The 25,781-nt window shown below is 44.2% G+C and carries 24 protein-coding genes and 1 pseudogene; 14 read left to right on the forward strand and 11 right to left on the reverse strand.

From position 1 onward, the window contains the following. Window positions 1-217: 217 nt before the first annotated feature. Together A0256_15850 and A0256_15855 are read left to right on the forward strand one after the other, a co-directional pair. Window positions 218-1,018, forward strand: coding sequence for a sterol desaturase (locus A0256_15850; protein AMR32790.1), 801 nt, complete (start codon window positions 218-220; stop codon window positions 1,016-1,018). A gap of 9 nt (window positions 1,019-1,027) precedes the next feature. Beyond that, window positions 1,028-1,702, forward strand: coding sequence for a hypothetical protein (locus A0256_15855; protein AMR32791.1), 675 nt, complete (start codon window positions 1,028-1,030; stop codon window positions 1,700-1,702). On the opposite strand, the gene A0256_15860 is transcribed toward A0256_15855, so the two are convergent. The 3 genes from A0256_15860 to A0256_15870 all read right to left on the reverse strand — a co-directional run bounded on the left by A0256_15860 (window position 1,687) and on the right by A0256_15870 (window position 3,862). Then, window positions 1,687-2,310: an ATP-dependent dethiobiotin synthetase BioD gene (locus A0256_15860; protein AMR32792.1), complete on the reverse strand. Its 624-nt coding sequence runs from the start codon at window positions 2,308-2,310 to the stop codon at window positions 1,687-1,689. The genes A0256_15855 and A0256_15860 overlap by 16 nt on opposite strands. Beyond that, window positions 2,300-3,430, reverse strand: coding sequence for an 8-amino-7-oxononanoate synthase (locus A0256_15865; GenBank protein ID AMR34577.1), 1,131 nt, complete (start codon window positions 3,428-3,430; stop codon window positions 2,300-2,302). The genes A0256_15860 and A0256_15865 overlap by 11 nt, the downstream gene beginning before the upstream one ends. Window positions 3,431-3,499: 69 nt before the next feature. Continuing rightward, window positions 3,500-3,862 carry a hypothetical protein gene (locus A0256_15870; protein ID AMR32793.1) on the reverse strand — a complete coding sequence of 121 codons (363 nt, stop codon included), beginning with the start codon at window positions 3,860-3,862 and terminating at the stop codon, window positions 3,500-3,502. Window positions 3,863-4,342: 480 nt separating this feature from the next. Here A0256_15870 and A0256_15875 point away from each other — a divergent pair, with 480 nt between their 5' ends. Further along, on the forward strand, window positions 4,343-6,121 hold the full coding sequence (locus A0256_15875; protein ID AMR32794.1) for a hypothetical protein: 1,779 nt from the start codon (window positions 4,343-4,345) through the stop codon (window positions 6,119-6,121). 136 nt (window positions 6,122-6,257) lie between these two features. On the opposite strand, the gene A0256_15880 is transcribed toward A0256_15875, so the two are convergent. Further along, on the reverse strand, window positions 6,258-7,031 hold the full coding sequence (locus tag A0256_15880; GenBank protein AMR34578.1) for a transcriptional regulator: 774 nt from the start codon (window positions 7,029-7,031) through the stop codon (window positions 6,258-6,260). A gap of 84 nt (window positions 7,032-7,115) precedes the next feature. Here A0256_15880 and A0256_15885 point away from each other — a divergent pair, with 84 nt between their 5' ends. Continuing rightward, window positions 7,116-7,478, forward strand: coding sequence for a nuclease (locus A0256_15885; GenBank protein AMR32795.1), 363 nt, complete (start codon window positions 7,116-7,118; stop codon window positions 7,476-7,478). Here A0256_15885 and A0256_15890 read toward each other — a convergent pair. Continuing rightward, the gene (locus tag A0256_15890) at window positions 7,468-7,893 is read right to left on the reverse strand and encodes a peptide-methionine (R)-S-oxide reductase (GenBank protein AMR34579.1); all 426 of its coding nucleotides are present in this window, start codon (window positions 7,891-7,893) and stop codon (window positions 7,468-7,470) included. The two genes, A0256_15885 and A0256_15890, sit on opposite strands and share 11 nt — an antisense overlap. A 276-nt stretch (window positions 7,894-8,169) precedes the next feature. Here A0256_15890 and A0256_15895 point away from each other — a divergent pair, with 276 nt between their 5' ends. Continuing rightward, on the forward strand, window positions 8,170-8,844 hold the full coding sequence (locus A0256_15895; protein ID AMR32796.1) for a hypothetical protein: 675 nt from the start codon (window positions 8,170-8,172) through the stop codon (window positions 8,842-8,844). A 70-nt stretch (window positions 8,845-8,914) separates the two neighbouring features. On the opposite strand, the gene A0256_15900 is transcribed toward A0256_15895, so the two are convergent. Together A0256_15900 and A0256_15905 are read right to left on the reverse strand one after the other, a co-directional pair. Beyond that, the gene (locus tag A0256_15900; GenBank protein AMR32797.1) at window positions 8,915-12,106 is read right to left on the reverse strand and encodes a tolB protein precursor; all 3,192 of its coding nucleotides are present in this window, start codon (window positions 12,104-12,106) and stop codon (window positions 8,915-8,917) included. Window positions 12,107-12,176: 70 nt separating this feature from the next. Further along, window positions 12,177-14,501: a transglycosylase gene (locus A0256_15905; protein AMR32798.1), complete on the reverse strand. Its 2,325-nt coding sequence runs from the start codon at window positions 14,499-14,501 to the stop codon at window positions 12,177-12,179. Window positions 14,502-14,729: 228 nt separating this feature from the next. Here A0256_15905 and A0256_15910 point away from each other — a divergent pair, with 228 nt between their 5' ends. After that, entirely contained in the window at window positions 14,730-15,794 is a 1,065-nt protein-coding gene (locus tag A0256_15910; protein ID AMR34580.1) for a gluconolactonase, read from the forward strand. Here A0256_15910 and A0256_15915 read toward each other — a convergent pair whose 3' ends face one another. Both A0256_15915 and A0256_15920 read right to left on the reverse strand, forming a co-directional pair. Further along, window positions 15,795-16,346, reverse strand: a complete 552-nt coding sequence (locus A0256_15915) for a protein phosphatase (GenBank protein AMR34581.1) — start codon at window positions 16,344-16,346, stop codon at window positions 15,795-15,797. After that, window positions 16,336-17,235 carry a hypothetical protein gene (locus A0256_15920; GenBank protein ID AMR32799.1) on the reverse strand — a complete coding sequence of 300 codons (900 nt, stop codon included), beginning with the start codon at window positions 17,233-17,235 and terminating at the stop codon, window positions 16,336-16,338. The genes A0256_15915 and A0256_15920 overlap by 11 nt, the downstream gene beginning before the upstream one ends. A gap of 147 nt (window positions 17,236-17,382) precedes the next feature. Between A0256_15920 and A0256_15925 the strand changes: the two genes are divergently transcribed. From A0256_15925 to A0256_15960, 8 genes and pseudogenes are all read left to right on the forward strand, one after another. Continuing rightward, window positions 17,383-17,766 carry a hypothetical protein gene (locus tag A0256_15925; protein AMR32800.1) on the forward strand — a complete coding sequence of 128 codons (384 nt, stop codon included), beginning with the start codon at window positions 17,383-17,385 and terminating at the stop codon, window positions 17,764-17,766. Window positions 17,767-17,777: 11 nt separating this feature from the next. Next, the gene (locus A0256_15930; protein ID AMR32801.1) at window positions 17,778-18,587 is read left to right on the forward strand and encodes a hypothetical protein; all 810 of its coding nucleotides are present in this window, start codon (window positions 17,778-17,780) and stop codon (window positions 18,585-18,587) included. A 7-nt stretch (window positions 18,588-18,594) separates the two neighbouring features. Continuing rightward, window positions 18,595-19,520, forward strand: a pseudogene (locus tag A0256_15935) (epimerase). A gap of 4 nt (window positions 19,521-19,524) precedes the next feature. Continuing rightward, window positions 19,525-19,995: a hypothetical protein gene (locus A0256_15940; protein ID AMR32802.1), complete on the forward strand. Its 471-nt coding sequence runs from the start codon at window positions 19,525-19,527 to the stop codon at window positions 19,993-19,995. A 98-nt stretch (window positions 19,996-20,093) separates the two neighbouring features. Continuing rightward, entirely contained in the window at window positions 20,094-21,404 is a 1,311-nt protein-coding gene (locus tag A0256_15945) for a hypothetical protein (protein ID AMR32803.1), read from the forward strand. 22 nt (window positions 21,405-21,426) lie between these two features. Further along, window positions 21,427-21,813, forward strand: coding sequence for a Fis family transcriptional regulator (locus tag A0256_15950; GenBank protein AMR32804.1), 387 nt, complete (start codon window positions 21,427-21,429; stop codon window positions 21,811-21,813). Next, a complete protein-coding gene (locus tag A0256_15955; GenBank protein ID AMR32805.1) occupies window positions 21,810-22,856 on the forward strand; it encodes a guanylate cyclase in 1,047 nt (348 codons plus the stop codon). Before A0256_15950 ends, A0256_15955 begins: the two co-directional genes overlap by 4 nt. A gap of 71 nt (window positions 22,857-22,927) precedes the next feature. Further along, window positions 22,928-23,809, forward strand: coding sequence for a hypothetical protein (locus A0256_15960; protein ID AMR34582.1), 882 nt, complete (start codon window positions 22,928-22,930; stop codon window positions 23,807-23,809). A 29-nt stretch (window positions 23,810-23,838) separates the two neighbouring features. Here the strand turns inward: A0256_15960 and A0256_15965 are convergent, their stop codons facing one another. After that, window positions 23,839-24,180 carry a hypothetical protein gene (locus A0256_15965; GenBank protein AMR32806.1) on the reverse strand — a complete coding sequence of 114 codons (342 nt, stop codon included), beginning with the start codon at window positions 24,178-24,180 and terminating at the stop codon, window positions 23,839-23,841. A gap of 275 nt (window positions 24,181-24,455) precedes the next feature. Further along, complete coding sequence (locus A0256_15970) at window positions 24,456-25,766, reverse strand: amidohydrolase (GenBank protein ID AMR32807.1); 1,311 nt, start codon at window positions 25,764-25,766, stop codon at window positions 24,456-24,458. Window positions 25,767-25,781 lie beyond the last annotated feature (15 nt).

Genomic DNA, 25,781 nt, shown 5'->3' on the forward strand with positions numbered 1-25,781 from the left:
GTTAAACACCTTTTTTGGAACACTTTGGAACACGGTGTAAATCTATTTAAGGACTAAGTGTTATGTATTCCAGGAGATAGCTTAGCGTTTAGTCTTGACGATGGGTTTGAGCCGGGTATTTCCTTCCCTAATCCTATCAGCGATTTATCTTCGCTGCCGGTTCGTTAATTAACTTTTGTTAATTTTTTTGGGGCAGAAGCCAGTGTATATTTGTATTATGGAAAAAATAGCAGCAACTATCGCCGTTATCTTTGGGATCACTATCGTGAGGTATTTTGTACTGGCAGGCGTCCCCTTTTTTATTTTCTATAAACTTTTAACAAACTGGTACAGCAGATCAAAAATTCAAAACCGCAATGCTGATCTGAAAGATTTTAAGCGCGAGATCTTCCAGTCTACACAAACAGCTGCGGTATTTGCGCTGATAGGTTACCTGGTAGCCTATTCGCCATTGAGGCAGTATACGCAATTGTATTCAAATATTAATGATTATTCCCTTTGGTGGATCCCCGTTAGTTTGTTGCTGAGCCTGGTACTGCATGATACCTATTTTTACTGGATGCATCGCTTATTGCATCATAAAAAGTTATTTAAACTGGCACACGTAACGCATCACCAAAGTACTAATCCGTCGCCATTCGCTTCTTATTCCTTCCATTTCATTGAAGCCTGGACGGAGGGTATCGTACTGGCGGTTATCGTCATGGTATTGCCAATGCATTCCATCGCTATTACCTCTTTCATTGTAGTTGGCTTTATCATCAATGTGTACGGGCATTTAGGCTACGAGATAGCGCCGAAGTGGTTACGCAACTCGTTCCTTTTCGAGATCGTTAATACATCGGTTCACCATAACCTGCATCACAGTAAATTCAAAGGAAATTACGGGTTGTATTTCCGCATTTGGGACCGGGTGTTAAAGACCGAGCACCCCGATTATGTAAAAGATTACGATAGGGTACAGCAAAACAGATTTGGAACGACAGTGGTTGCAGTGAAGAACGAATCTTTTTCGTAATTTGTGGGTATGAAACTCCTGCTCCATATTTTCTTATCGGTTTGCAGTATTGCGGCGGTAAATACAGCGCGTGCACAATTTGTGCACGAAAAGGATTATAAGCCGGTGACGACTAAAGATTATACCGAAATGGTCGGTTCGCCTTATTTATATGACGATTGGGTACCGGGAACGGTAAAATTGAGCAATGGCGTAAGCAGTAAAGATGAAATGTTGTTAAAATATGATCTTCTGAATGATGAGGTGTATTTTAAAGATAAAAGCGGTGAAACGATGGCCTTTGTAGTGCCGGTGCAGGAGTTTATTTTAAACCCTACCGTTATAGATGCCACAGCTGCAAGCATTTACCGCAGCGGGTACAAGGGCGTAGAAGGAAGCAAACCAAGCGCATTTTATGAAGTACTGAGCGATGGGAAAGTACAATTGCTGAAAAAAGTAAGTAAAATTATATTCGAAAGCCAAAATATAGGGTCGGCCACTAAGACCAAAACCTTTATGGACAAGACCAAATATTACCTGGTGATCAATGGCGCTGTGCTTGCAATTAAAAATGATAAAAAATCCCTGCTGACTGCCCTGAGCGATAAGCAGGTAGCTTTAGCCGAATATTTAAAAACCAACAAGATAAATTTTAAGAACGATAACGAGCTGGGCAAGTTGGTTAACTATTACAATACTTTATAATTTATCAATGTTCCGGCCTCCGCTACAGCGTCTTTGTTTATGCTGACAATTGCCGGGATTCTGCCCAAACAGGTAATGCCGGTATAGCTAAGGATATATTCTTCAGATGAGGCGTTCTCCTCACCATTAAATATAATCCCCTTTACAGCGATTCCCCGGTGTTTCAGTAGTTCGATAGAAAGCAGGGTGTGATTGATACTACCCAGGTAATTTTGTGATACCAATATTACTTCGGCAGCAAGTTGCGCAATCAGGTCGATTATTAAAAAATGATCATTTAATGGCACCATGAGGCCACCGGCACCTTCAATAATTAACGTATTATCGGTATCGGGCAGAGTTATTTTATTTTCCTCAATAGTAATTCCATCCAGTTTTGCTGATTTATGAGGTGAGTAGGGCTGTGTCAGACGATAGGCCTCCGGGTGGAAAAAAGAAACCGGGTTGGAAACCAGTTCGCGTACCTTAAGCGAGTCTGAATCAGCCAAATCTCCCGACTGGATCGGTTTCCAGTAATCCGCCTTTAACTTCTCTACTATGATGGCAGCTATCAGCGTTTTGCCGATACCCGTTCCTATTCCTGTGATAAAAATTGGCTTATGCTGCATTGATAATGGTGTTTATAGTTTGCGTCAATAATTCAATTTGCTCTGCGGTATTAAAACTATGCAGGCAAATACGGATGCGTTCGGCACCAAGCGCAACGGTTGGGCTCAGGATCGGCCTTACATCCAGCCCTGCTGTCTGGAGGCGGTCCGCAGCGGCTTTAGCTTTATCATTACTCTTAAATAAAATGCACTGTATGGCGCTATCGCTGGCTAATAAGTGGCGGTCAGGATGGAGGGTTACACCAGTCTTAAACAGTTCAATATTTTGCCTCAGCCTGTTGACGGCAGCGCCACTGGAACCCAACAGTTGATAAGCCATTTTGATACTGGCTAACTGTTGAAAAGGGGCAGCTGTGGTATAGATAAACGAGCGCGCAAAGTTAATGAGGTACCGGCGCAACAGATGGCTGCCCAGGATAATGGCGCCATGGCAGCCAAGTGCTTTTCCAAAGGTAACTATCCGCGCAAAAATGCGATGCTGTAAACCCTGGTCTGCTACCAATCCTGTTGGGTATAAACCTACTGCGTGCGCTTCATCAACAATTAAATGAGCACCATAATATTCGGTCAGCTTCAATATTGATAAAATAGGAGGCGTATCTCCGTCCATTGAATACACACTTTCTATCACTACATAGCAAATACCCTTTGCTTGTTTTAGTTTGCCCTCCAGGCTTTCCAAATTGTTATGCTTGAAGGTATATCTATTGGCGTGGCTCAACCTGGCACCATCAATGATCGAGGCATGGATCAGTGCGTCATGTATAATGGTATCGCCTTTTTGCGGTAGCGCAGAAAACAGCCCCACGTTGGCATCGTAACCGGAGTTGAAGATAAGTCCGGCTTCACTGTCATGATAATTTGCCAGTGTTTGCTCCAGCAGTTCGGCATAAGTGGAGTTACCGGAAAGCAAACGCGAGCCAGTGGCACCGATCAATTCTGCCGGGTGCCTGCTCAGCTCTTCTGAAATACTGTTCTTTAATTCATCAGACCGGGCAAAACCGAGATAATCATTAGAACAAAAATCTATCAGCGAATTGCCGGGCCTCAGCTGCCGGTAGGTACCTGCCAGCCGGCGTTCGTTAAGTTTGTTTTGTATATATAAATCCGCTGCACCCAAAGCCTTCAAAATTTCTGCTAAAATAAAAAAAGCGGCTCATCGCCGCTTCATTTATTATCCCCGAAGGAATTATTTCTGTGGTGGAGCGCCGCCGCCACCGCCATTTTGCATGCGGGCACGTCTTTCGTCCATCATTTTTTGCCATGCAGCAGCTTGTTCAGCTGTTAATATAGCCTTTATCTTGTCGTTAGAAGCCTGCATTAAAGGGCGCATAGCAGAACGATCTGCACCGGCGGTACGTAAGCTATCCATAGATTTGGTTTGGCCTTCGTAAATTGCGGTTATTTTAGTTACCTGGTCATCGGTAAGCTTTAAACTTTCTTTAAGAGCCTTCACCCGGTCGGCAGCGCTCATTCTCATACCACCACCTTGTGCATGGCTTACTGCTGTAATTCCAACAAGGAAACAACAGATCAACATAAGTTTTTTCATCATTCTTTTGTTTAGTTTTTAATTGATGTTTTGATAAAGATAACATGCAATGGTTTAACAACGCGACTGTAACTTAAATGTTGCTATAGGAGGGAGTGCCCTGCGTTTACAAAATGATTAAAGTTTTTTAAAAAGATAGGGCAATCAGGATGATAAGGTAGTTGAATATCAGCATAATATCTTTTCCGTATCGGTATAAGAAACTTTTAGCTCAATAAACAGATGTATAGACGGTAACGCGATAATTTTTGTATAAATTCAAATAATAACTTTTTTATAAATTAAAAAAGCCAAATTTGCAGGTGTTTTCCGGTCAGCAGTTACTTCCTTCTATTCTGTTCCTCTTTTTCTCATTTTCAAGGGAGTGATTTTATAATTTCTTGTACACACATCTTTATCTATACTTAGTGCATGAGCGTTCCGAACGAATACACATTTAGAACTATTGTTGAAAATTCTCCGTATCCGGTTTACCTGTGCATGGGCGAAAATATGACGATTAAGGTGGCCAATGCTGCAACGCTTAAAGCCTGGGGGAAAGCTGCTGACGTGATCGGGCTCCCTTTGATAGAAGCCTTGCCGGAACTTGCCTCTCAGCCGTTTTTACAACTTAAGAGGTCCGTTTATGAAACCGGGGTACCCTACCATGCAGTCGACCAGCGGGCCGATCTGGAAATCCGGGGGCAACTCAAATCTTTTTATTTCAATTTTTCTTATCAGCCTTACAAAGATGAGGAAGGCAATACTGTGGGCGTATTTTGTTATGCTACTGATGTAACCGAATTGGTTTTGGCCCGGAATGGGTTGGACGAAGGCAAGCGCATTTTATATAACCTGATTATGCAGGCACCTGTTGGTATATGTACTTTAAAAGGGTCGCCTTTAAAAGCCGAAACGGTAAATGATGCCTTTTTAGCCCTGGCCGGAAAGAACCGAAGCGATTTTGAAAAGAAGCCCTTTTGGGAAGTGATGCAGGAGGCTGCCGAATTTTATCAACCAATTGCCGATGAGGTAATGAGTAGCGGCATTGCCTACCAGGCAAAGACCCGCCAGGTTACAATCGTAAAAAATGGCAGGGAAGAGCAAAGAATCATTGACTTTGTATATGAGCCGATCAGAAATGATTTTGGATTGATTGACGGATTGATGATGATTGGGATAGATTTAACGGAGATGTTAGAGGCGGAGGAGAAAAGCGCGAAATTGGCTGCCATTGTAGACTCCACCGGTGACGCTATCATCAGTAAAACTTTAAAAGGTGTAATTACGAGCTGGAATAAAGCGGCTGAAAAAATGTTTGGTTATACATCCGGTGAAATGATCGGCCAGTCTGTTTTACACCTCATCCCAACAGACAGGGTAGATGAGGAGACAGCGATTTTACAGCGACTGCATCGGGGCGAACAGGTGGATCATTTTGATACAAAAAGAATTACAAAAAGCGGGGATCTGGTGGATGTTTCGCTTACAATTTCGCCAATAAGGGACAAAAGCGGGCAAATTATCGGTATCTCAAAAATTGCAAGAAACATTACCGAAAAGAAACAAGAAGAACAGCGTAAAAACGATTTCATTACGATTGCCAGCCACGAGTTAAAAACACCACTCACATCGGTAAAAACTAATGTGCAAATGTTGTTAATGAAAGCAAAACAAACGAATGACGAGTTCACACTTAATTTTTTGGGGAGAGCAGATAAACAGATCGTTAAAATGACCACGCTGATCCAGAACTTTTTAGATAATGCGCAAATTTTAAACGGACACTTCGTTTTAAATAAACAGCAATTTGATGTCTATTCTTTTTTGGAGGAAGTAATTGTGGAAGCCCGGCTTTTTTATCCGTTCAACAAATTTATCCTCCAGGCTAAGGAGGCAATTACTGTGGTGGCCGACAAAAGCAAAATAGCACAGGTACTTGAAAACCTGATCAGCAATGCTGTTAAATATTCAGAAAAAGACAGCACCATTATTATTGCCTGTGAAAACATCGGCAACCATGTAAAAATATCGGTAATTGATGAAGGTATAGGCATTGGCCGCTTAGACCAGGAAAGGTTATTTGAACGTTTCTACAGAGTGAACAACGATAGAATCAAGCATGTATCAGGTTTTGGCATCGGTTTATTTTTGGTGGCGGAAATATTGCAATATCATCAAGCCAAAATCAAGTTACATAGCACAGAGAATGTAGGTTCTACCTTTTACTTTGAATTGCCATTAATAGAACCGATACCTGCTGTAAGTCCCTTACAATAATAATTTGGCCTATATCAATCAGTCGATGAACTGGTTCTTTTATAATATAGTACGCTTAAGTTATGGTTGCAAATTACCATAACTTAAGCGTATCCCTTTCTTAGTCACAAAGCCGCCTTTGGTGTTCTTTGCTACCTTAGTTGTTTCCCTTTAAACCTGCTATAGAGCGCTGCATATGGGCCATCATGCTGGTGAGGCTTTCCATGGTTGGCTCAGGCGTTGGCAAAGGCATATGGGTAGAAATATAGGCCTTTGCTTTCCAGATCTCTAAAACATCTTCGCCTGCAATATCATAAGGCTCGTAAACCGGGTTATCTGATATCAGCTTTAGCTTTTTATTCTCCTTAAATTTATTACCCGTACGCTTGTAAACAATACCGTCATTTTTAGAGATGATCACATAGGTTTCGCCGGCTTTTACTTCCGCCCAATTTTCCTGGTATTCACCTATAATAATCGTTCCCGACTGCAGGGGCAGCATAGAGTCACCTTTAATCTCGAACCCGCGGAAGGTGCCTTGTTTAAACATGGGTAGATAAAGCTTTGGCAACGCGGCCACATATTCGGTATCGGCATAGCCATTTAAATAGCCTGCGCTGGCCTTCATGGGCACTAATTCAATATTCTCATTATCTTCCCTATCTACAGAAATACTAAGCACCCGCAGGTTGGCCGGATTGCCTTTTGGCTTTGGTGCCCATTTCTCATCAATCGTTTCATTTATAAAATCATCGATAGATACATCAAAAAACACTGCTAAATTTTTTAGTAACTCGTATTTTGGTTCTGCCCGCTCTTCTTCATAAGCGCCTACGAGTGAGCGTTTTATACCTACCTGATCTGCAAATTGTTGCTGTGTTAACCCTTTCTTTTTGCGAAGAAACTTAATATTTTGAGAAATATTTGCCATAAAATTTGGAATTGCTAAATTTATTAGTAATTTTATGCTCATAAAGTTAGTAATTATTTTTTAACCGCCAAATTTTTTTATCAAATGAAGAGGTTCGTTTATATCATCACCGACAGGAACAGAAAAAATCTACACGTGGGAATGTGCACAGATCTGCTGAAAACGCTGAAGTTTTACGGCGAGATGCCCACTTTGTTTTTTGATAGCGCGCAGCAGTTAAACAGGTTGGTTTACTTTGAAGAGATCAATACCGAAGAGCAGGCAATGGAGCGCTTTAAATTTGTAAGCACCTTTACCAGGCCGCAAAAAGAAAAGATGATCAGGCAGGTGAACCCGGATTGGGTTGACCTTACGGTTGGGTTAAACTTTGAAAGCGGGGTAAAAGTAAGGCCCTCCATTTACGGAAGGCCTTCTATACAACCGGCACGCAGGGCGGTTACTTTTTAACAAATTTTAAGGCGCCCGAGTTCATACAGAAACGTTTGCCGCCGCGGTCTGCCGGGCCGTCGTCAAACACATGGCCCAGGTGTAAGCCGGTGCTTTTTTCGATAACCTCGTCGCGGGTCATGCCGTAACTGTTATCGCGCACCACTTCTACCTTCCCGGCGTCAACTGCTTTAACAAAGCTTGGCCATCCGGTGCCGCTTTCAAACTTATCTGCCGAGCTAAACAGCACATCGCCGGTAGCAGCACTTACGTAAACACCTTTTTGGTGGTTATCATAATACTCGTTCTTGTAGGGTGGCTCGGTGCCGCTCTCTACCATAATATTATACTGATTGGGTGTTAGCACCTTTTTCCATTCTGCAGCCGGCTTACTCTTTGGCCTGCTGGCGGTTTGTTTTTTGGTTTGTCCGTTGATATTCTGGCAGCCGATTGCTCCGAATATGCTGATGATCAGTATGGCTAAAATTGATTTTTTCATTTGTTTTTCTGTCTTTTTTGATGAATTGTTAAGCTGATTTAAATCCGCTTCCGCATAATAAATTTACGAAATATTATGCCAAAGCGATTGTCATCTATTGGTCGTAATAGTTGGGTATTCCTTACAGCTGTTTGGAGAGAATAATGATGACCAATTACATCCACACAAAGTAATGGAGATGATATTAACATTAATCTTTATTATATTTCCTGAATGGAAGCTAATTACGATACACTAAGTTGGGCTGAAGCCAACGAACTGAAATCCCGCATGAACGGTGAGGCTATAGATCTTATTGATTTCAACCTTAGCACGGTTTTCAAATTGAGCGATGGAACCTTTTTAGTAATGCCCATTAATCCATTCGCAAAATGCCTGGCTACCAAGGACATGCTATTGTTAGAAAACTGGCGAACGGATCGCTACTATCCAACAAACGAGAAGGTTAACGCCTTCTACTTTGCCAATAAAGAAAAATTTGAAAATTTACCGCAATTTCAAAAGTTACTTGTTAGCGATCTGTTAGCGTATCTGGCTAAATATCAGTTAACTGAAACGTCAGATCTTGACGGGATCTGCCGATTATTAAAAATGAAGAGAACTTTTAATAGATTTAAGCTGAATTTTATTGTATTGGTAGGCAATTACTTTATAACTAGCTATCCGGATGATGGCCTTAAATGGTCAAAGCTTGTCAACAAACAATTATTGAATCCACTGGTGACACTTGTTTTGTCGAGAGTAGTAGATAACGATGAAAGGTATTTCGATCTTCAGGAATTAGTTGATGGTAAATGGGGGTATAGTGGTTTACAATATATTGAGCACCGTTATAAATATCCATTGAGATGGCCGGGTGAGATTACCTCCTTGCAAAAATTTATTTAATTATGATTAATGTTTTGCTCATAAGCTATCAGAATTTATTTTTTTATTAATAATGTCACCACGCTAACGCTTACCATCCCGGCGCAAACGTCAAACCAAATACAGGTTTTTTAACATCGGTACGGTTCAGCGGGAAGGCATAGTAAGGCTCCAACACAAAGTATCCGAAGAAGTTAACCCTCAGCGAGATCCCGGCGCTTAGTGCAGGTACGCGCTGGTTGGTATTGTAAACTGCTTGTGTAACCGGTTGGCCGTCGGTACCGATCGTTGGTTTGCCGTTAGCATCCAGCACTACGGCATCGCCTGTTTTGTCGGGGCCGCTTTGGAATTTGATCTGGTTACCTTTGTTCCAGGCAAGGCCGGCATCAAAGAATACATTCAGATCGCTAAACAGGAATTTTGATTTTACCACAGCCAGTTTCTCCGGCCCGGTAAAGGGCAGGCGCATTTCAAAATTGGCAACGGCTATGCGGCTACCCGAAAGCTGATCGATGGTAAACCCGTTGGTGGTTTGTTTGGCATTGTTGTAAAACGTTTGTGCTTCGTACCCCCTGATGAGGAAAGGGTAGCCGATGAAGAGCGGATAAAGGCCCCGGGCTTCCTGGCCGAAACGGCCGTAGCCGTATAGCCTTGCGGCAAAGGTCACCGGTTCTACCCGTACGTATTTGCGCAGGTCGATTGTTGGTGAGAAAAATCGGTACGTTCCCACATTGTATTCTGCCTCGATCCGGTAACGATATCCGTTTAAAGGCGCAGCAATACCAAAGTAAGAATTATCGCCCACCAATGCGGTGTTAACATGAACGGTGGTAAAAGGGACAAGGTTATAACCGGTTTCGCTGGCAAACTGCTCGCTCGAGATCTTATGCTTTTGATAGTCAATAGCGCTGTACACCCCGGTTGAATCGTACGGGTAATAGGTGCTGTACCGATCTACCCGGTAAGAATAGCGTGCTGCACCGGTACCAAACTCCACCCGGGTAGAGCGGGAGATGGGGTAGGAGGTAAAGCCCTGAACGGCATCCTCAAAAGTGCGGATGATATCGGTATGCTGATCTAACACGTTAATGGTTTTGCCATCTACTTCCCTGGTGGTCTGGCTTACACCGTAGGTGCCTGATTGATAAGGAATATGCGATAAGCCCAAACCAAAGTTCCAGCGGCCCTGCTGGTTAATGTAAACAAACTGACCGCCAAAATCATACACCTCACCGTTAACCGCTAAACCGCCGTAGATCTGGTTGCGGCCCAATATATCGCTGAACACGCCTTGAATACCGCTGGATAGGCCTGTTCCGTAAGAACCTACCGAGGCACCAATGCCGTTACTTGCCAGATAATCCATTTTAAATTTTGGCTTGTATGGGATATTGATAATCGAATCGGCAGGAAGCTTAGGATAGGCTAAGTAGTTATTTAAGTTGGCATTGATAAGATCCACCCCTACAGCGCGGGTAGGCGGCAGTAAGGCCATCTCGAAATTCGTATTGGCGCCATCAACGATCACCGGCGTAAAATCGGTGGATTTGGCATTGTAGATAGCGTATTTCTGCTTGCGGTAGTAGGAGTATACCACATCATTATTGGCCGATACGCTCAGTGCCGGTGAAAATTCGGTGATCCCGCAGATACCGGTAAAGAGGTTGGTCAATTGTTCCACTTGTCCGTTGCCGGTGGTATAGCGGTAAAGGTTACGGAAACCGTCCCGGTTGCTCAGGAAGTAAACCTGGGTACCATCTGACGAATAAACCGGGTTAAGGTTGTTGGCGTGGTTGAACACCTTGATATCGGTTACTTTGCCGGTAGCAATATCCAGTTCGGCCAGGTTAAAGGTGAGCTCCTGCGAAAGTACCTGGTCATAAGTGCTGCGGTCACTGCTGAAAATGATCTTTTTGCCGTCGCGTGAAAAGCTTGGCTGGTAATCGGAATATTTATCGTTGGTAAGCTGCGTAACTTTTTTGGTATCGAAGCTGTATATATACAGATCGCCCTGTCCTTCTGAAAGGCCCTGGAAAGCGATATGATTACCATCCGGCGACCAGGTGAGGTTACTGAACTGCTCGGCCTTACCCATGGAGATATCGTTAAGGATCTCGCCGTTAGGCACGCCTACCACCAGCATCCGATTGCGCCCCTTGCTGAATACGCTGAAGGCAAACCGCTTACTATCCGGCGACCAAGCCCCCGCCGATTCGATAAAATTAAATTCATCTACATGCGAGTTGGAGACCTTGCTCGTGAGCCGCTTGATCACTCGCCCGGTTTTTGCATCGGAGAGGTAAAGATCTATACTAAAGAGGCTTTTTGAGGAAAGAAATGCGATGAACCTGCCATCCGGGCTTACCGCCGGGGCAACGGTAAGGTCGCCGCCAACTTTATCATCAATTACCCTTAAACCAACCGGTTTCTGTACGGTATCTTTCAGGAAAGATTTATAGGTGTTTTCAATCGAGTTTTTCCACAAGCGCGAGAGCGTTTTGTCATCATACCCAAACGTACGCCTGATGCCGTACTGCAAACCAAAACGGGCCGTGTTTTTAAAGAATGGCACAATGATGGTATCCCCATAAGTGGAACCTAAATAGGACCAGAACGCCTCGCCATAACGATAGGGGAAATATTTGTTACTATTGGTTAGATCTGCTACGGATGGGATATCGTGATTGAGGTAGGCATCGCGCATCCACATAGCGGTGTAAGCATCCTTTTTACCTATGGACAGGTACTCTGCCATCCCTTCAACCATCCACAAGGGTAAATTGCCAATGTTCTCTAAGTTGGAAGAATCGCGGCCCAGCAGGGTATGGTATTGAAATGCGTGTACCAATTCGTGGCCAAGTACATGGCGGGTGGTTTGATTAGTTTCCATTACCGGCATCACCACCCGGTTTTTTAAACCTTCGGTTATACCGCCCGTACCCACGCTGATCTCCCCATCGATAGCCGTAGTTTGCTGGAAATCGGGGTGGTTGGCGTAAAGAATTATGGGGTTAGGCTTGCTGAACGTATCGCGGAACACCTGCTGGTGCAGCGTGTACCAAAGTTCGCTCTCCTGTGCAAATCGTTTGATCATGCTATCATTTTTTACATAATAGTAGATCTCGAAATGCGGGGTCTTGTAAACTTTAAAGTCTAATTTTTTATAACGAACCTTATTCTGCCCAAAGTATTGCGCCTTTGCCTGCTGACTAAACAGCATTGCCGAAACAATGCAAAACAATAACAACGAGAATTTTATGCAGCAAGCGTAACGTTTCTTCATAAAGCTGATTTAGACTATCGCAATTTATATAAAAGCCGTTTGACAGGCAAACGGCTTTTACTACTATTTATTAAGGTGCGGGCGTGGTGCTTTCCGGTGCAGGATCGGCTGGTGGGGTTACAACTGCGCCTGCCGTATCTGCCGGCATCTCCAGGCTGTCTGTAGCGGTGGTATCTGATGAAGTGATCCTTGGCGACGGACACATATATTCCTTGGTGATCTTCACCCATGGTTTTGGGAACGGGCCGTAGCCATAACCGGATTTCGGATCGGCGTATACACGTTCCATAAAGCTCCCAAAAATGGGCAAGGCCGTATGCGAACCTTCGCCGGATTCTGACGTGGTAAAGTGTACGCTGCGGTCATCTGCACCCACCCAAATACCGGTTACCAGGTCTTTGGTGATGCCCATATACCAGCCGTCTACATAATCACTTGAAGTGCCGGTTTTGCCGCCGATCTGATTATTTTTTTTCCATAAACCGGGATACTCCCAAAGTGCCTGCGAGGTACCACCCGGTTCTTCCATACCACCACGGAACATATATAACATCAGCCATGCGGTTTCTTCGCTTAAAACCTGTTCAGCTTTCAGCGCAAACTCCTGGATCACGTCGCCTTTCTGGTCGGTAATTTTAGTAACCAATAAGGGGTTAACCTTTTGGCCCTTATTTAAGAAAGTGCTGTAAGCGCGTACCATTTCATACACAGAAACATCATTAGAACCCAGCGAAACAGATGGCACCGATTTAAGCGGACTTTCGATACCTATTTTATGCGCATACTGCACAATTTTATCCCAGCCAACATGTTCGGTAACTTGGGCAGTAATAGAGTTCACGGATTTACCCATGGCCCAGCGCAACGACATCTCCCGGTAGGAGAAATTAAAATCGGCATTATTGGGCTGCCATACATCATCCTTGCCGTTATCTTTGAACTTGATGGTGACCGGTTTATCGGTGAATTTATCGCAGGGCGTAAAGCCGTTATCTAAAGCGGTTACGTATGCAAATGGTTTAAAGGTAGAACCTGCCTGGCGCTTCGCCTGGTTTACGTGGTCGTAGTTGAAATATTTATGATCGATACCGCCAACCCACACCTTTATTTTCCCGGTGGAAGGCTCCATGGTCATCATACCGGTATTGAGGATCCTGGTATAATACTTTATAGAATCCACACTGCTGAAGGTGGTATCCTGGTCGCCCTTCCAGGTGAAAACGCTCATGCGTTTTTTCTTTTCAAAGTAAGCGTTGATCTGGGTGGTATCACCTTTATATTTCTTGGCCAGCAGTTTATATATTGGAAGTCGCTGCTCGGCTTTCAATAAAAAATCTTTTATCTCAACACCCTTGCTATCGCGCCAGGGGTTTTTAGTTCCCCATAAATTATTGAAGCGCTTTTGCAGCATTTTCATTTTTTCGGCCACGGCCTCTTCGGCGTATTGCTGCAGTTTGCTATCGATGGTGGTATAGATCTTGAGTCCATCTTCATACAGGTCGTAACCGTTATCCTTACACCATTTGTCCAGCCATTTTTCCACCGCCCGGCGAATGTAGGAATCGCCCTGGCCCGTTTTATCTATGTAACTCAGATCCAGGCCAAGCGGCATGGCTGTAGCGGATGCATAAGTCGGCTGATCAATGTAATTATATTTCAGCATTTGGCTTAGTACCACGTTCCGGCGTTCAACTGCACGTTGCGGGTAAACCCTTGGGTTATAGGTAGACGTGGCTTTAAGCATGCCTACCAACGTTGCAGCCTCTGAAGGCGAAACCTGGTCGGGCATTTTATTGAAATATTTTAAGGTGGCCGTTTTTATCCCGTAAGAATTGTTACCAAACGGAACCGTATTAAAATACATGGTGACGATCTGTTCCTTGGTATATAAATGCTCGATTTTGAAGGCGGTAATCCATTCTTTCATTTTAAAAACTACGGTACGCAATACCGGAACATACTTAATAACTCCCTGCGATTTACGCTTGCGGGTATTAAATAGGTTTTTCGCCAGCTGTTGGGTAATGGTACTTGCACCGCGCCTGTCGCCTTTTGCAGTAGCCACCATACTGGTGATAAAGCCATAAAAATCTACCCCGCCGTGCTTGTAAAAACGTACATCTTCGGTTGCAACCAATGCATGGACCAGGCCAGGCGAGATGCCTTTATAATCAACAGGGGAACGGTTTTCCTTATAAAAACGACCGATCAGTTTGCCATCGGCAGTGTAAACTTCTGAGGATACCGATACTTCGGGTGTTTTAATGTCCTTCATGTCAGGCGAATAGCCGAACAGCCATAGAAAATTCAATTCAATGGCACAGAAAAAGATGATAACAAAGTAAACGAATATGGTTAGATATCTGAGGTATCGGTTTCTTATACTTCTAAACATTGGGTAAAGATGGATATTTATGCAGCTAAATCAATCACGGCAATACAAATAATTAACAACGCAATTTTAACAAGTAAATTTTATTTAGCGGGTGATTAGTGCATATATTTTTGATTAGAACTTAATCGCTTGTATAAGTTGTTTAAACTATAACTAAATCAGCTTTCGTGAGTATTATAAATAGTTAGAATTACGAAAATGAAGAAATCACTTACCATCACGTTTATTATGGCAATAATTTATGGCGCGGCGGCGCAAAAGGATGAAAAATTAATTGAAGTAGCATCCTTTGGGAAAAACCAACCGATTGGAGTCACTGTGGATCGTTCATCAAATCGCCTATTTGTTTCGTTTCCGCATGCGGAACCCTTTTTGTATGGGCTCACCGAGATTATCGATGGCAAACGCGTGCCCTATCCAAATGAAGAGTGGAATAAATTCATGCCCGACCAGCCCGAAACCCATTTTGTAAATGTTCAGGACCTTTATGCTGATGATCGTAATTGCCTTTGGGTGCTGGATTCGGCACCGGCCGGCGGAGCCGCTGTAATCGGGGACAGTAAGAGCAGTCAGGGCAAATTCAAACTGATCCAAATCGATCTAAATAAGAACAAGATCAAACGTATTTACACTTTTGACGATCTTCCAAAAGATAAGAGTGCCCTGAACGACATGTGCATCGACAATAGCCGTAACCTGGCCTACTTGTCGGATCCCGGGTTGCACGCCATTGTGGTGCTGGATCTGACGAGTGGTAAAAGCCGGGTTGTGCTGAAAGATGACAAATCAACCCTGGCAGACCCAAACTTCAGGCTTCATATTGACGGAAAAGACGTAGCAGATAAAGATGGAAAAGTTTTCGTATCTAATGTCAACGGGATTGCCCTAACCCGCGACTATAAATACTTTTATTTCCGGGCAATCAACCAAACTAAATTATACCGCATAGCAACGGCTTATCTCGCCGATATTTTGTTGAGCAATGCGGATTTAGCCCAAAAAGTAGAAACGGTTGCGGAAACGGGTGTGTGCCATGGTATGATAGCGGACGCCAAAGGCAATATTTACCTCAGCAATTCACCCGATCATTCCATCCAGTATATAACGCCGGATGGTAGATTAAATACGCTTGTAAAAGACGAAAGGTTGATCTGGCCCGATTCCTTCGGCATCGGTGCCGATGGTTATTTGTATCTAAGCGCCTCGCAAATGAACCGCCTGGGTAAATACAATAGTGGTGAAAACAGGGTGGAGTATCCGTTTAGGGTATATAAAGTTAAGTTGCCGAAGTGATTACGTGTTAATACTGTATTTGGGGTGCTGATGATAAAATAGTTCCAGCTCCTTTAACCGGGCAACCTGAGAGGGGCGGGGTGCTATAAAAGTGCGCACCCGCTTTATAACTTTAAAAGCATCTTCATAAGTTGCCCCGGCCTTAATAAGATAGGCCAGCGCCATGGTAGGCCCACGGCCCAAACCCTGGCGGCAGTGTACATATACAATACCACCCTTATTAATTTCGGTAGCCATGAACTCGGCACCCTTAATCAAGATATCCAATGGCGGCGGCGTATTATCCACGGTTGGTAAATGCAGGTATTTGATACCGACATATTTCGCCTTGGGGTAAACAGCGTGTTCGCGCATATTTACGATAGCAGTGATCCCAAGTGCTTTCAACTTTTTAAGGCCTATCAAATTATACTGGCTGCCTAAGTATAAATGAGCCGTTATCTGGCTTTTTTTAATATTAGGTAAGCCAAAAATATAGCGATGTAAAATGTCGATCATCTTTTGAAAAAAGATGACGATAACCACCCATATGCTTTTAATTTTAAACAACATCATTATTTTTTTTTGCCGGTACCAATACATTTAAGGCAAGCGGGAGTAGGGTTACTTCAAGTTTACTAGTCTGCCGTTCGGTATCATCGCAGATGTAATGCATGTTTTGTTCCGGTTCGACCGTTATTTTTTTACAGCGCCAGTGTTTCAATACTTCAGATTCCGTATGGAAAAGCGTACAGCCTGCCACTTTGATAACGGAAAGCGGGTCGGTATCGTGCATCAATATCACGTCCAGGTAACCGTCGGACACACTTATACCGGGCAGCAAAGCCATATCGCTGATCCCGATACTGCCTGCATTGGTGATGGTTAACGATACGCCCGATTCAATAATTTCAACATCATCTAGCCACATCTTATACGTTACGGGTTTTGCGGTAACCGCTGTTTTAAATGCGGAAATACCATAAGCCAACTGGCCTAGCTTATTTTTAAGGTAGGTATCTACGTCCAGTATCATATCTGCCATAATACCCATGTTTAACCTGAGTACAAAAGGGCAGCCGTTAGCAAGGCCCATATCTATTTGTCTTACTTCGGTATCGCCACTAATGATCAAGGCCAGCGCATCCTGAGAATCCTGCGGAATGCCCAAATCTTTCGACATTACGTTGGCCGTACCCCCCGGGATGATGGCCATAGGGGTATCACTTCCACAGAGCGCCCGGGCCACCTGGCTGATGCTGCCGTCGCCACCGTAAATTACAATTAGCTGAGTTTTGCCAATTAAATTCTTTGCAATAGTGTAGGCGTCATCTTCTTTAATGCCCACTGTTATTTGCCAGCTAATTGCAGTTTTACATAAAGCATGTTGCAGGTAGCTTAAAATAGCTTCTGATTTGCCCGATGCGGGATTGATTATGATGTGTATATCGCTGATTTGCATGTATGGGCAAGATAATCAAATATCAGTCCGCTATCTGTGCAACATATCATCAAATCCTATAAATAAACTTTCAATATATTTTGAAAGTTCAGTAATGTTGTTCTATATTTGTCCATGCAATAAGCAGAACAATAAAACATAAAAATCATGAACTACTTCATCCTTACTTACACAGTTTATTTAACCATCAGTATTTTATTAACTATTTGGGTGGCCAAAGTTTTGTTTAACAATGGGCGCATTTTCCTGGTAGATATTTTTCATGGCCACACGCCGCTGGCCGATAGCGTGAACAAATTATTAGTGGTAGGCTTTTACCTCATCAACATCGGGTACATGACCCTGGTGTTGAAAGAAACCGACACCATAAAAAGCACGCAGGAGGTAATAGAGGTGCTGAGTTATAAAGTAGGTACCATTATCCTTATTCTTGGTGCCATGCACTTTTTTAACATCGTTGTTTTTTTTAAACTCCGTAACAAAGCGCAACAGACCAAAGCCACAAACAATGTAGTATTTGTAGAACGCTAATCCCTGTAGCTATGAAAACGCTGAATAACCACATTATCCTGTACGATGCTGACTGCCCCATGTGTAAAGCCTATACCAAAGCCTTTACTGGCAGCGGGATGCTGGCTGCCGGTGGCCGGGCAAGCTACCAGGATATGCCCGAGGCCGTTTGCCCGCTGGTTGACAGGCAACGCGCCGCAGACGAGATTGCTCTTGTTGATACGCAAACCGGTGAAGTGAATTATGGCATCCGCAGTTTGTTCAAGGTAATTGGCAACAGCTTCCCTGTATTTAAAAAATTGTTTTTATACCCGCCATTCGTGTGGCTGATGAGCAGGGTTTATGCTTTTGTATCTTACAACCGCAGGGTTATTATCCCGGTTGCTCAGGCGGGGCAGGGTGTACAGCCCAGCTTTCGCCTGGGTTATCGTATGGCTTATCTGGTATTTGCCTGGTTGGTGGTGGGCAGTATCTTAACGGTGTACGCCCGGCACTTAACACCGCCGGTTCCGTTGGGTCATCCGCTGAGAGAGTATTACATCTGCGGCGGGCAGATTGTTTTTCAGGGCGTTGTAGTGTTTTACACACCGGCCAAACGCTGGGAGTACCTGGGCAATATGATGACCATTTCTTTAGCGGGTTCCCTTTTATTGCTGCCTGTATTACTAGTAGTCCAATTTGTGGCGCTAGGTCCTGTAGTTTGTATCTTGTGCTTTTTAGCCGTGGCCGGGCTAATGTTTTTAGAACACATCCGCCGCAGCCGCTTAATGGGATTAGGTTGGTTGCTTACAGTGAGCTGGGTGCTGTACAGGCTGCTGGTTTTGGCAGTAATTTTAAATTAGACTTATCATGAAATATAATAGAATAGTAATGGCAGGCGGCAATGGATACTTAGGTACCGTGCTGGCCAAATATTTTAAAGCAATGGCCGGCGAGATCATTTTGCTAAGCCGAAAACCAGCCGCTCCTGATGGTAATATTAAAACCGTGCTATGGGATGGGCAAACGGCCGGAGACTGGACAAATGAATTAAATGGTGCCGATTTACTGATTAACCTATGCGGTAAAAATGTTAATTGCCGATATACCGAAGAGAACAAAGCGGCAATCATCAGCTCAAGAGTAGTGCCTACCGCTTTGCTTGGCCGCGTAGTTGCTGCCCTTAGTCATCCGCCCAAGTTGTGGATCAACCTGGTATCCGCTACCATTTATCGCCATGCGGAAGACCATGCCAGGACGAGGCCACCGGCGAAATTGGCTACGGGTTTTCTATAGATGTGTGCAGGCAATGGGAACAAACTTTTTTTGATGCGGATACGCCCGGTACACGAAAAGTGGCCTTACGCCATGGTATCGCATTGGGCCGGGGCGACAGCGTTTTTCCGCGCTTACTTAACCTGGTAAAGCTAGGCATGGGTGGCAAACAGGGAGATGGTGAACAATATGTAGCCTGGATTCATGAGCATGATACTTGCAGGATCATTGAATTTTTGATGGATCACCCGGAACTGGATGGCATCATTAACTGCGCGGCCCCCGAAGCGGCAAAAAATAAGGACCTGATGCGCATTATCCGCAAAGCCTATGGCATTCCTTTTGGTCTGCCTGCGCCGCAATGGCTGCTGGAAATTGGCGCGAGATTAATCGGTACCGAAACCGAGCTGATCCTGAAAAGCCGCTGGGTTGCGCCAAAGCGATTGCTGGAAGCAGGCTTCGTTTTCCAGTTCCCAAAAGCAGAACATGCCATTCACGATATTTTAAGTTTGAGGGTATAACGTTATGGCTATTATTCAATTAACCACAAAGATCAATGCGCCTGTTGCGGTCTGTTTTGATCTGTCACGAAGTATAGATCTGCACCTCAATTCCATGCAACACACCGGTGAAAGAGCCATAGCCGGTAAAACGAAAGGCTTACTATCGCTCAACGATTGGGTAACCTGGGGTGCAAGGCATTTTGGAATGAACCTGAAAATGACCATCCGCATCAGCGAAATGGAGTTGAACGATTACTTTGTAGACGAGATAGTGAAAGGCCCGTTTAAAATGCTGCGCCACCTGCACCAGTTTAGAAAAGAAGGTGCACACACCCTGATGATGGATGAGTTTATTTTCAAATCGCCATTTGGCTATTTAGGGAAATTGGTGGATAAGTATATCCTGACCGATTACATGAACCATCTATTATTAAAACGCAACATGGTATTAAAGAATGCTGCGGAGCAGCGCTGTTATGAAATGCAGGACTAAAGTTAATCTGCCCCAGCCGGTAGTTTAGGTATTTTATCTTAAATAAATAAGTTCGTCGCTTATATTTATCTTAGCGCATAACTAATCCGAAATCAAGCATGTTTTTCTTTTCGTACCTGGCTGCGTTTATGTTATTGAGGCGACTTAATGGCACAATTAAATTTACAGACCTTAAGCTCAAATGGGGCAATATGCTTAATACCGGCAGCTGGATGATATGGCTGATATTTGTTGCATCCAGCAGCGCGTTCTCTGAGCATAATAATATGCTGGCTGGTGCGGTGTTTTTATTCGGTGTAATTACTTTTTTATTGCGGCAGGAAGATTTCCTGCCGATGCGCTTTCTGATCATTGCCCCTTACCCGCTTGTCGGCGTCACTTTTGCCAGTTGGCTTGCAGAACTGGTTGCACCGAAACTTTTTGATGACTACGAAAGTATTTTTGTTTACGGTATCATCATCGCCTTTGCTTATACTTTTTACCGCTGGGCAAATACCAAAAAGCAGCAGGAAGAAATTAAGATCGTAAGCAAACGAAATGAGGAACTGGACCAGCTGGTTGCCGAGCGTACTGCCGAATTAACCCGCCAGAAAGATGAGTTGCAGGATGCTGTAAAGCTTTTACAAGCCACACAACAGCAGTTGATCCAAAGCGAAAAGCTTGCATCATTAGGCGAGCTTACCGCCGGTATTGCTCACGAGATCCAGAACCCGCTTAACTTTGTAAACAACTTTTCTGAAGTAAGCATGGAGCTGATTGACGAAATGGGAGAGGAGCTGGCGAAAGGTGATACCGAAGAAGCGATGGCAATTGCCAACGATATAAAACAGAACCTGGAAAAGATCCGACACCATGGCAAGCGGGCCGACGGGATTGTAAAGGGAATGCTGCAGCACAGCCGCGCCAGTAGTGATATACAGGAACCTACCGATCTCAATAACTTAGCCGATGAATATTTACGGCTGGCTTATCATGGCCTCCGCGCCAAGGATAAAACCTTTAATGCCGACCTGGTCACTAACTTTAACCCCGCATTGCCCAAAGTTAACGTAGTTCCGCAAGATGTGGGTAGGGTGCTCTTAAACCTTTTTAACAACGCCTTTTATGCCGTGCAGCAAAAACAAAAATTAGCTTTGGAAGGATTTAAGCCAACGGTATCGGTTACGACGTTTTTGGCCGGGGATGCGGTAAAAATTATGGTAAGGGATAATGGTATAGGTATTCCGGATGAAATTAAGGACAAAATTCTTCAGCCATTCTTTACTACTAAACCAACCGGGGAAGGTACGGGCCTGGGTTTGTCGCTGAGTTATGATATCATTGTGAAGGCACATGGTGGTAAAATTGATATTATAAGCAAAGAGGGGGAATACACCGAATTTATTATTTCCTTCCCGGCAAAGGCTTAAAAAAAGTATATTTACGCACCTTATGAAGATATTAGTAGTAGATGATGAGGCGGATGTAGAGCCGCTTTTCTTACAGCGTTTTCGCAAAGAGATTAAAAACCATGAGATAGAATTTAGCTTTGCCCAAAGTGGTGAGCAGGCACTTAACTACCTCGCTGATAAACATTCGGAGGTGGTGCTGATACTGAGCGATATTAATATGCCGGGAATGAGCGGCATTGAACTACTAACTCATATTCGCGAAGATTTTAATATGCCGCCGCCGCCCGTGGTAATGATGATCACTGCTTACGGCGATGAAGAGAACCACCGCCAGGCAATGGAGAAAGGGGCCGACGACTTTTTAACCAAGCCCCTGGATTTTAACCTACTTAAAGAGAAACTTAAAACTTTTACCGAACAGCAATAATGGCCAAAATTTTAGTAGTAGATGATGAGGCTGACCTGGAACTGCTGGTAAAACAGAAGTTCAGGAAAAAGATCAGGGAAAATATCTACGAATTTGTGTTCGCCCAAAACGGCGAAGAAGCCCTCCAAAAAGTAAAAGAACACCCGGATCTGGATATCATCCTGAGTGATATCAATATGCCGGTAATGGACGGACTTACCTTGTTGAGCCGCCTGCCAGAGGCCAATCCTATGCTGAAAGCGGTAGTGGTATCAGCTTATGGTGATATGCAGAATATTCGCTTGGCGATGAACCGGGGCGCGTTCGATTTTGTGTGTAAGCCGGTGGATTTTGAGGATCTTGATCTCACGATGGAGAAAACTATCCTCCACGTAAAGCAGCTGCAGGAAACCTTCAAGGCCATCAAAGAGAATAACATCCTTAAGATGTATGTGGATGAAAATGTGCTCAACTTCATGACGCATAAGGAGTTTGAGAACAGCCTGTTAAAAAACGAAGTGGTAGAAACCACCATTATGTTTGTAGATGTTTGCGGCTTTACAGCAATTACCGAAAACGTACCGGCAAACACCGTGGTAACCCTGATCAATAGCCTGTTTGATGTTATTGTAAAGGAAATAGTTGCACAGGGTGGACATGTGGATAAATTTATGGGCGATGCGGTGATGGCCGTTTTCCGTGGCGAATACCATTTAGACAGGGCCATTGATGCCGCAATTGCAGCACGCACAGTTATTAGCGGTATGGCCGCGGTACACGCAGGGGAGAAATCTTATCAGCCACAAATTGCGGTAGGCATCAACTCCGGTGAAGTAGTATCGGGTAATATCGGCTCGGCTTCCTTAAAGCGGCTTGATTACACGGTTATTGGTGATGCGGTAAACTTGGCCCAGCGACTGCAGTCCGCAGCAAAAGGCGGGCAGATCATCATCTCCGAAGAAACCTTCCATAAAGCCAAGGAATCTTTCCATTGCAAGAAAATAGGGGATGTGAATTTGAAGAATAAAGCACTGCCGGTAACTATTTACGAGGTGGTTGAGTAAGCAGACCAGTATTGCATTTTTATCTTGTTACCGATATGAAATATTTCTACAAATTTAGTTTAGCTGTATTATTGTTAACGAGCCAATGCCTTTGCATTTCCGCCCAGCATCAACTGCCTAAATTGTTGATCCGGCTGGATGACATCGGCATGAACCATTCCGTAAATATGGCCATGCAGCAAGTTGCCAAAACCGGGATGCCTTTTTCTGCTTCGGTGCAGTTTGCCTGCCCCTGGTACCAGGAGGCCGTGGCTATTTTGAAAAAGAATCCGCAAATAAGCGTGGGGGTGCACTTAACCCTTACATCCGAGTGGCGCTACTACCGCTGGGGACCGGTGTTGGGTAAAGAGGCTGTTCCGGGCCTGGTTGATGAAGTAGGTTATTTTCGCCAGTCAACCGGCGACTTTGCCAAAAGCGGCTATAAGATGGAAGAGGTTGAAAAGGAGCTTTCAGCACAGATAGCGCGTGCCCAGGCATCGGGTTTAAAAATATCATATATCGATCCGCATATGGGCGTTGCATTATCCACGCCGGCCTTGCGTGCACTTACAGAAAAACTGGCGCACAAATATAAACTGGCTATTTCACCGCTAAGTTCGGTGAGCTACTTTCAAGAAACTTACCTGGAAATGTGGGGTGAGCCGGTTGCCACTAAAAAGAAGGCTTTTCTGGCTTATGTGGGCAAGAAGCTAAATGCTTCGCGACCAAATTTAGTAGTGATCCACGTGGCGCAAATGGGCCCGGAGATGGATGCTCTATTTGATATGAATAGCAGCATGATGAATACAAAAGAAGGTAAACCCCTTACGAGCCTGCACCGCCAAACCGAGTTGAATATGCTGTTATCGCCGGAATTGAAAGCGATGCAAAACAAGAATTTTAAGGCGATCAACTACGAGGAAATGCTGAAAGGAAAAGATATCAGCATTTTGAAGCCTGTGGACGGGAAATAAAAGAAACAATGAAGTGCTGACCGACTATATTAAATAACTACATCATCAGGTTGTGCCTTGGCTTTGACCTTCTTCCACACGGAATAAGCGGCATAAATTAAAACCCCGCCTATGTAAACGTAGAGCCAGATAGAAATATCGGTACCAAAAATAATGAGATACAGGTATGGCAGACTGTATCCCGCCCCTGCGATGCTTAAGGGCACAAAAATTGGCTTTTTAGCTCTCAGATTCTTTAATGCTATGCCCAGAAATACCAGGAATACACTTTTCGCCCCCAAGTAGATACCACCAAAAATCAGCGGGTTAACGTGATGATCCTCTCCAAGTTTACCCAGCCAATCGATAAATGATTTAAAATATTCTGCCATTGGGCACAAGGTAGGGTTAATTTTATTAAGCTGATATTAATTTTTGCTGATTGATAAATAGGGTTGATAGTAAGTGGATTGAATAGTTAACATTAAAACAGGATCTATTTTCTCACAATATAATTAGCTTGTGCTGCAGCCCCATACAACAATCATTCTTTCATTTTCAGAAGGGTAAAATAGCAAGAGGTAATTTTATTTTAGAGATACCTGTAAAAAAGCCGCCGGACTTTATGAATAGTCTGGCGGCTTAGTTGCATGCGTATTAAATTATTTTAGTCAGCTTTAAAACCATACTTATCGCTGAATTTTTTATACAACTGCTTGTGTAAATTATCCAGGTTGATATTCCGGCCCTGTATAAAGGCGGTTTCAACATCCAGGGTGATCATATCCAGGGCATCACCTGCAGAGATAAACAGATTGGCATCTTTACCTACTTCCAGCGTGCCGGTAGTTTTATCGATACCCAGGATCTTTGCATTGTTGATGGTGATCATCGATAGTGCCTGCTCTTTGGTTAAGCCATATCCAACGGCCTGGCCGGCCTCAAAAGGCAGGTTGCGTTGCCGCCAGAATCCCGTACCTGTTAAGCCATAAAGTACGCCTGCATCCTGCAGGATCTTTGGCATTTTGTAGGGCAGGTAAACATCATCCTCCGCGCGATCGGGCAGGGTCTGCGTTTCGCGGATGATGACCGGCACACTGTTTTCTTTCAAAATATCCGTCACCAGGTAAGCTTCCTTGCCGCCCACTATAACAGCTTTTACACCAAATTGCCTCGCAAAGGCAACTGCCTGCATAATTTGTTTGGCAGTGCTGGCTTCTACAAACAGCTTTTTGCTGCCATTAAACAAACCTTTCATCGCTTCAAACCGGATGTTGGCGGCAGATGGCCTGGTGCCTTCGCTGTACGCTTTGGCTTCGGTAAATAAGCGGGTAATGGCATCAATAGATTTTTGCGCGCGCTCTGCGGGGCTTTCCTGCGCCACCCCGGGTGTTGCCGGGCGCCTGCGGCCGTTGTTACCTGTTGATGGCCAGTTCAAATGAATTGCCATATCGGTATTATAGGCAGCATCTTCCCAGTTCCAGGCGTCCAGCTGTACTACTGATGATGCTCCGGAGATGATGCCACCATTGGGCGTTGGCTGAGCCAGCAAAATGCCGTTACTTCGTACAGTGGGGATCACCTTACTGTCGGTATTATAAGCAATGATAGAACGGACATGCGGATTGAGTTCGCCTGTTTCTTCATCATCCACCGTACCGCGCGCGCCGGATTCAACTTCTACCAACCCGAGCGTGGTCATAGGGGCAATAAAGCCGGGGTAGATCTGCTTGCCTGCAGCGTTGATGACTTCATAGCCGGCATTGGCCGGGCCTGCACCTTCGCCTATGGCGGTTATTTTACCTTTATCAAAAGAGATATAACCGTTGCTGATCACCTGGCCGTTGCCAACATGAATGGTGGCTCCGGTTAATATTATGGCTTTGCTTTGCGGCTTTGCCGGTGAGATGTTAGCCTGGGCGTAAACGAGGTTGATGCCAAGCAATAACCCTCCTAAACTCAATATTGTTGTTTTCATTTTTTTCAATTTTGG

It is taken from the genome of Mucilaginibacter sp. PAMC 26640 (assembly GCA_001596135.1).
Taxonomy (GTDB): Bacteria; Bacteroidota; Bacteroidia; order Sphingobacteriales; family Sphingobacteriaceae; genus Mucilaginibacter.

Excerpts from the sequence above, each read along its gene's own strand:
- A0256_15850 (AMR32790.1), top strand. The coding sequence starts at position 218 with ATGGAAAAAATAGCAGCAACTATCGCCGTTATCTTTGGGATCACTATC.
- A0256_15855 (AMR32791.1), top strand. The coding sequence starts at position 1,028 with ATGAAACTCCTGCTCCATATTTTCTTATCGGTTTGCAGTATTGCGGCG.
- A0256_15860 (AMR32792.1), bottom strand. The coding sequence starts at position 2,310 with ATGCAGCATAAGCCAATTTTTATCACAGGAATAGGAACGGGTATCGGC.
- A0256_15870 (AMR32793.1), bottom strand. The coding sequence starts at position 3,862 with ATGAAAAAACTTATGTTGATCTGTTGTTTCCTTGTTGGAATTACAGCA.
- A0256_15875 (AMR32794.1), top strand. The coding sequence starts at position 4,343 with ATGGGCGAAAATATGACGATTAAGGTGGCCAATGCTGCAACGCTTAAA.
- A0256_15880 (AMR34578.1), bottom strand. The coding sequence starts at position 7,031 with ATGGCAAATATTTCTCAAAATATTAAGTTTCTTCGCAAAAAGAAAGGG.
- A0256_15885 (AMR32795.1), top strand. The coding sequence starts at position 7,116 with ATGAAGAGGTTCGTTTATATCATCACCGACAGGAACAGAAAAAATCTA.
- A0256_15895 (AMR32796.1), top strand. The coding sequence starts at position 8,170 with ATGGAAGCTAATTACGATACACTAAGTTGGGCTGAAGCCAACGAACTG.
- A0256_15900 (AMR32797.1), bottom strand. The coding sequence starts at position 12,106 with ATGAAGAAACGTTACGCTTGCTGCATAAAATTCTCGTTGTTATTGTTT.
- A0256_15905 (AMR32798.1), bottom strand. The coding sequence starts at position 14,501 with ATGTTTAGAAGTATAAGAAACCGATACCTCAGATATCTAACCATATTC.
- A0256_15910 (AMR34580.1), top strand. The coding sequence starts at position 14,730 with ATGGCAATAATTTATGGCGCGGCGGCGCAAAAGGATGAAAAATTAATT.
- A0256_15915 (AMR34581.1), bottom strand. The coding sequence starts at position 16,346 with ATGTTGTTTAAAATTAAAAGCATATGGGTGGTTATCGTCATCTTTTTT.
- A0256_15920 (AMR32799.1), bottom strand. The coding sequence starts at position 17,235 with ATGCAAATCAGCGATATACACATCATAATCAATCCCGCATCGGGCAAA.
- A0256_15925 (AMR32800.1), top strand. The coding sequence starts at position 17,383 with ATGAACTACTTCATCCTTACTTACACAGTTTATTTAACCATCAGTATT.
- A0256_15930 (AMR32801.1), top strand. The coding sequence starts at position 17,778 with ATGAAAACGCTGAATAACCACATTATCCTGTACGATGCTGACTGCCCC.
- A0256_15940 (AMR32802.1), top strand. The coding sequence starts at position 19,525 with ATGGCTATTATTCAATTAACCACAAAGATCAATGCGCCTGTTGCGGTC.
- A0256_15945 (AMR32803.1), top strand. The coding sequence starts at position 20,094 with ATGTTTTTCTTTTCGTACCTGGCTGCGTTTATGTTATTGAGGCGACTT.
- A0256_15950 (AMR32804.1), top strand. The coding sequence starts at position 21,427 with ATGAAGATATTAGTAGTAGATGATGAGGCGGATGTAGAGCCGCTTTTC.
- A0256_15965 (AMR32806.1), bottom strand. The coding sequence starts at position 24,180 with ATGGCAGAATATTTTAAATCATTTATCGATTGGCTGGGTAAACTTGGA.
- A0256_15970 (AMR32807.1), bottom strand. The coding sequence starts at position 25,766 with ATGAAAACAACAATATTGAGTTTAGGAGGGTTATTGCTTGGCATCAAC.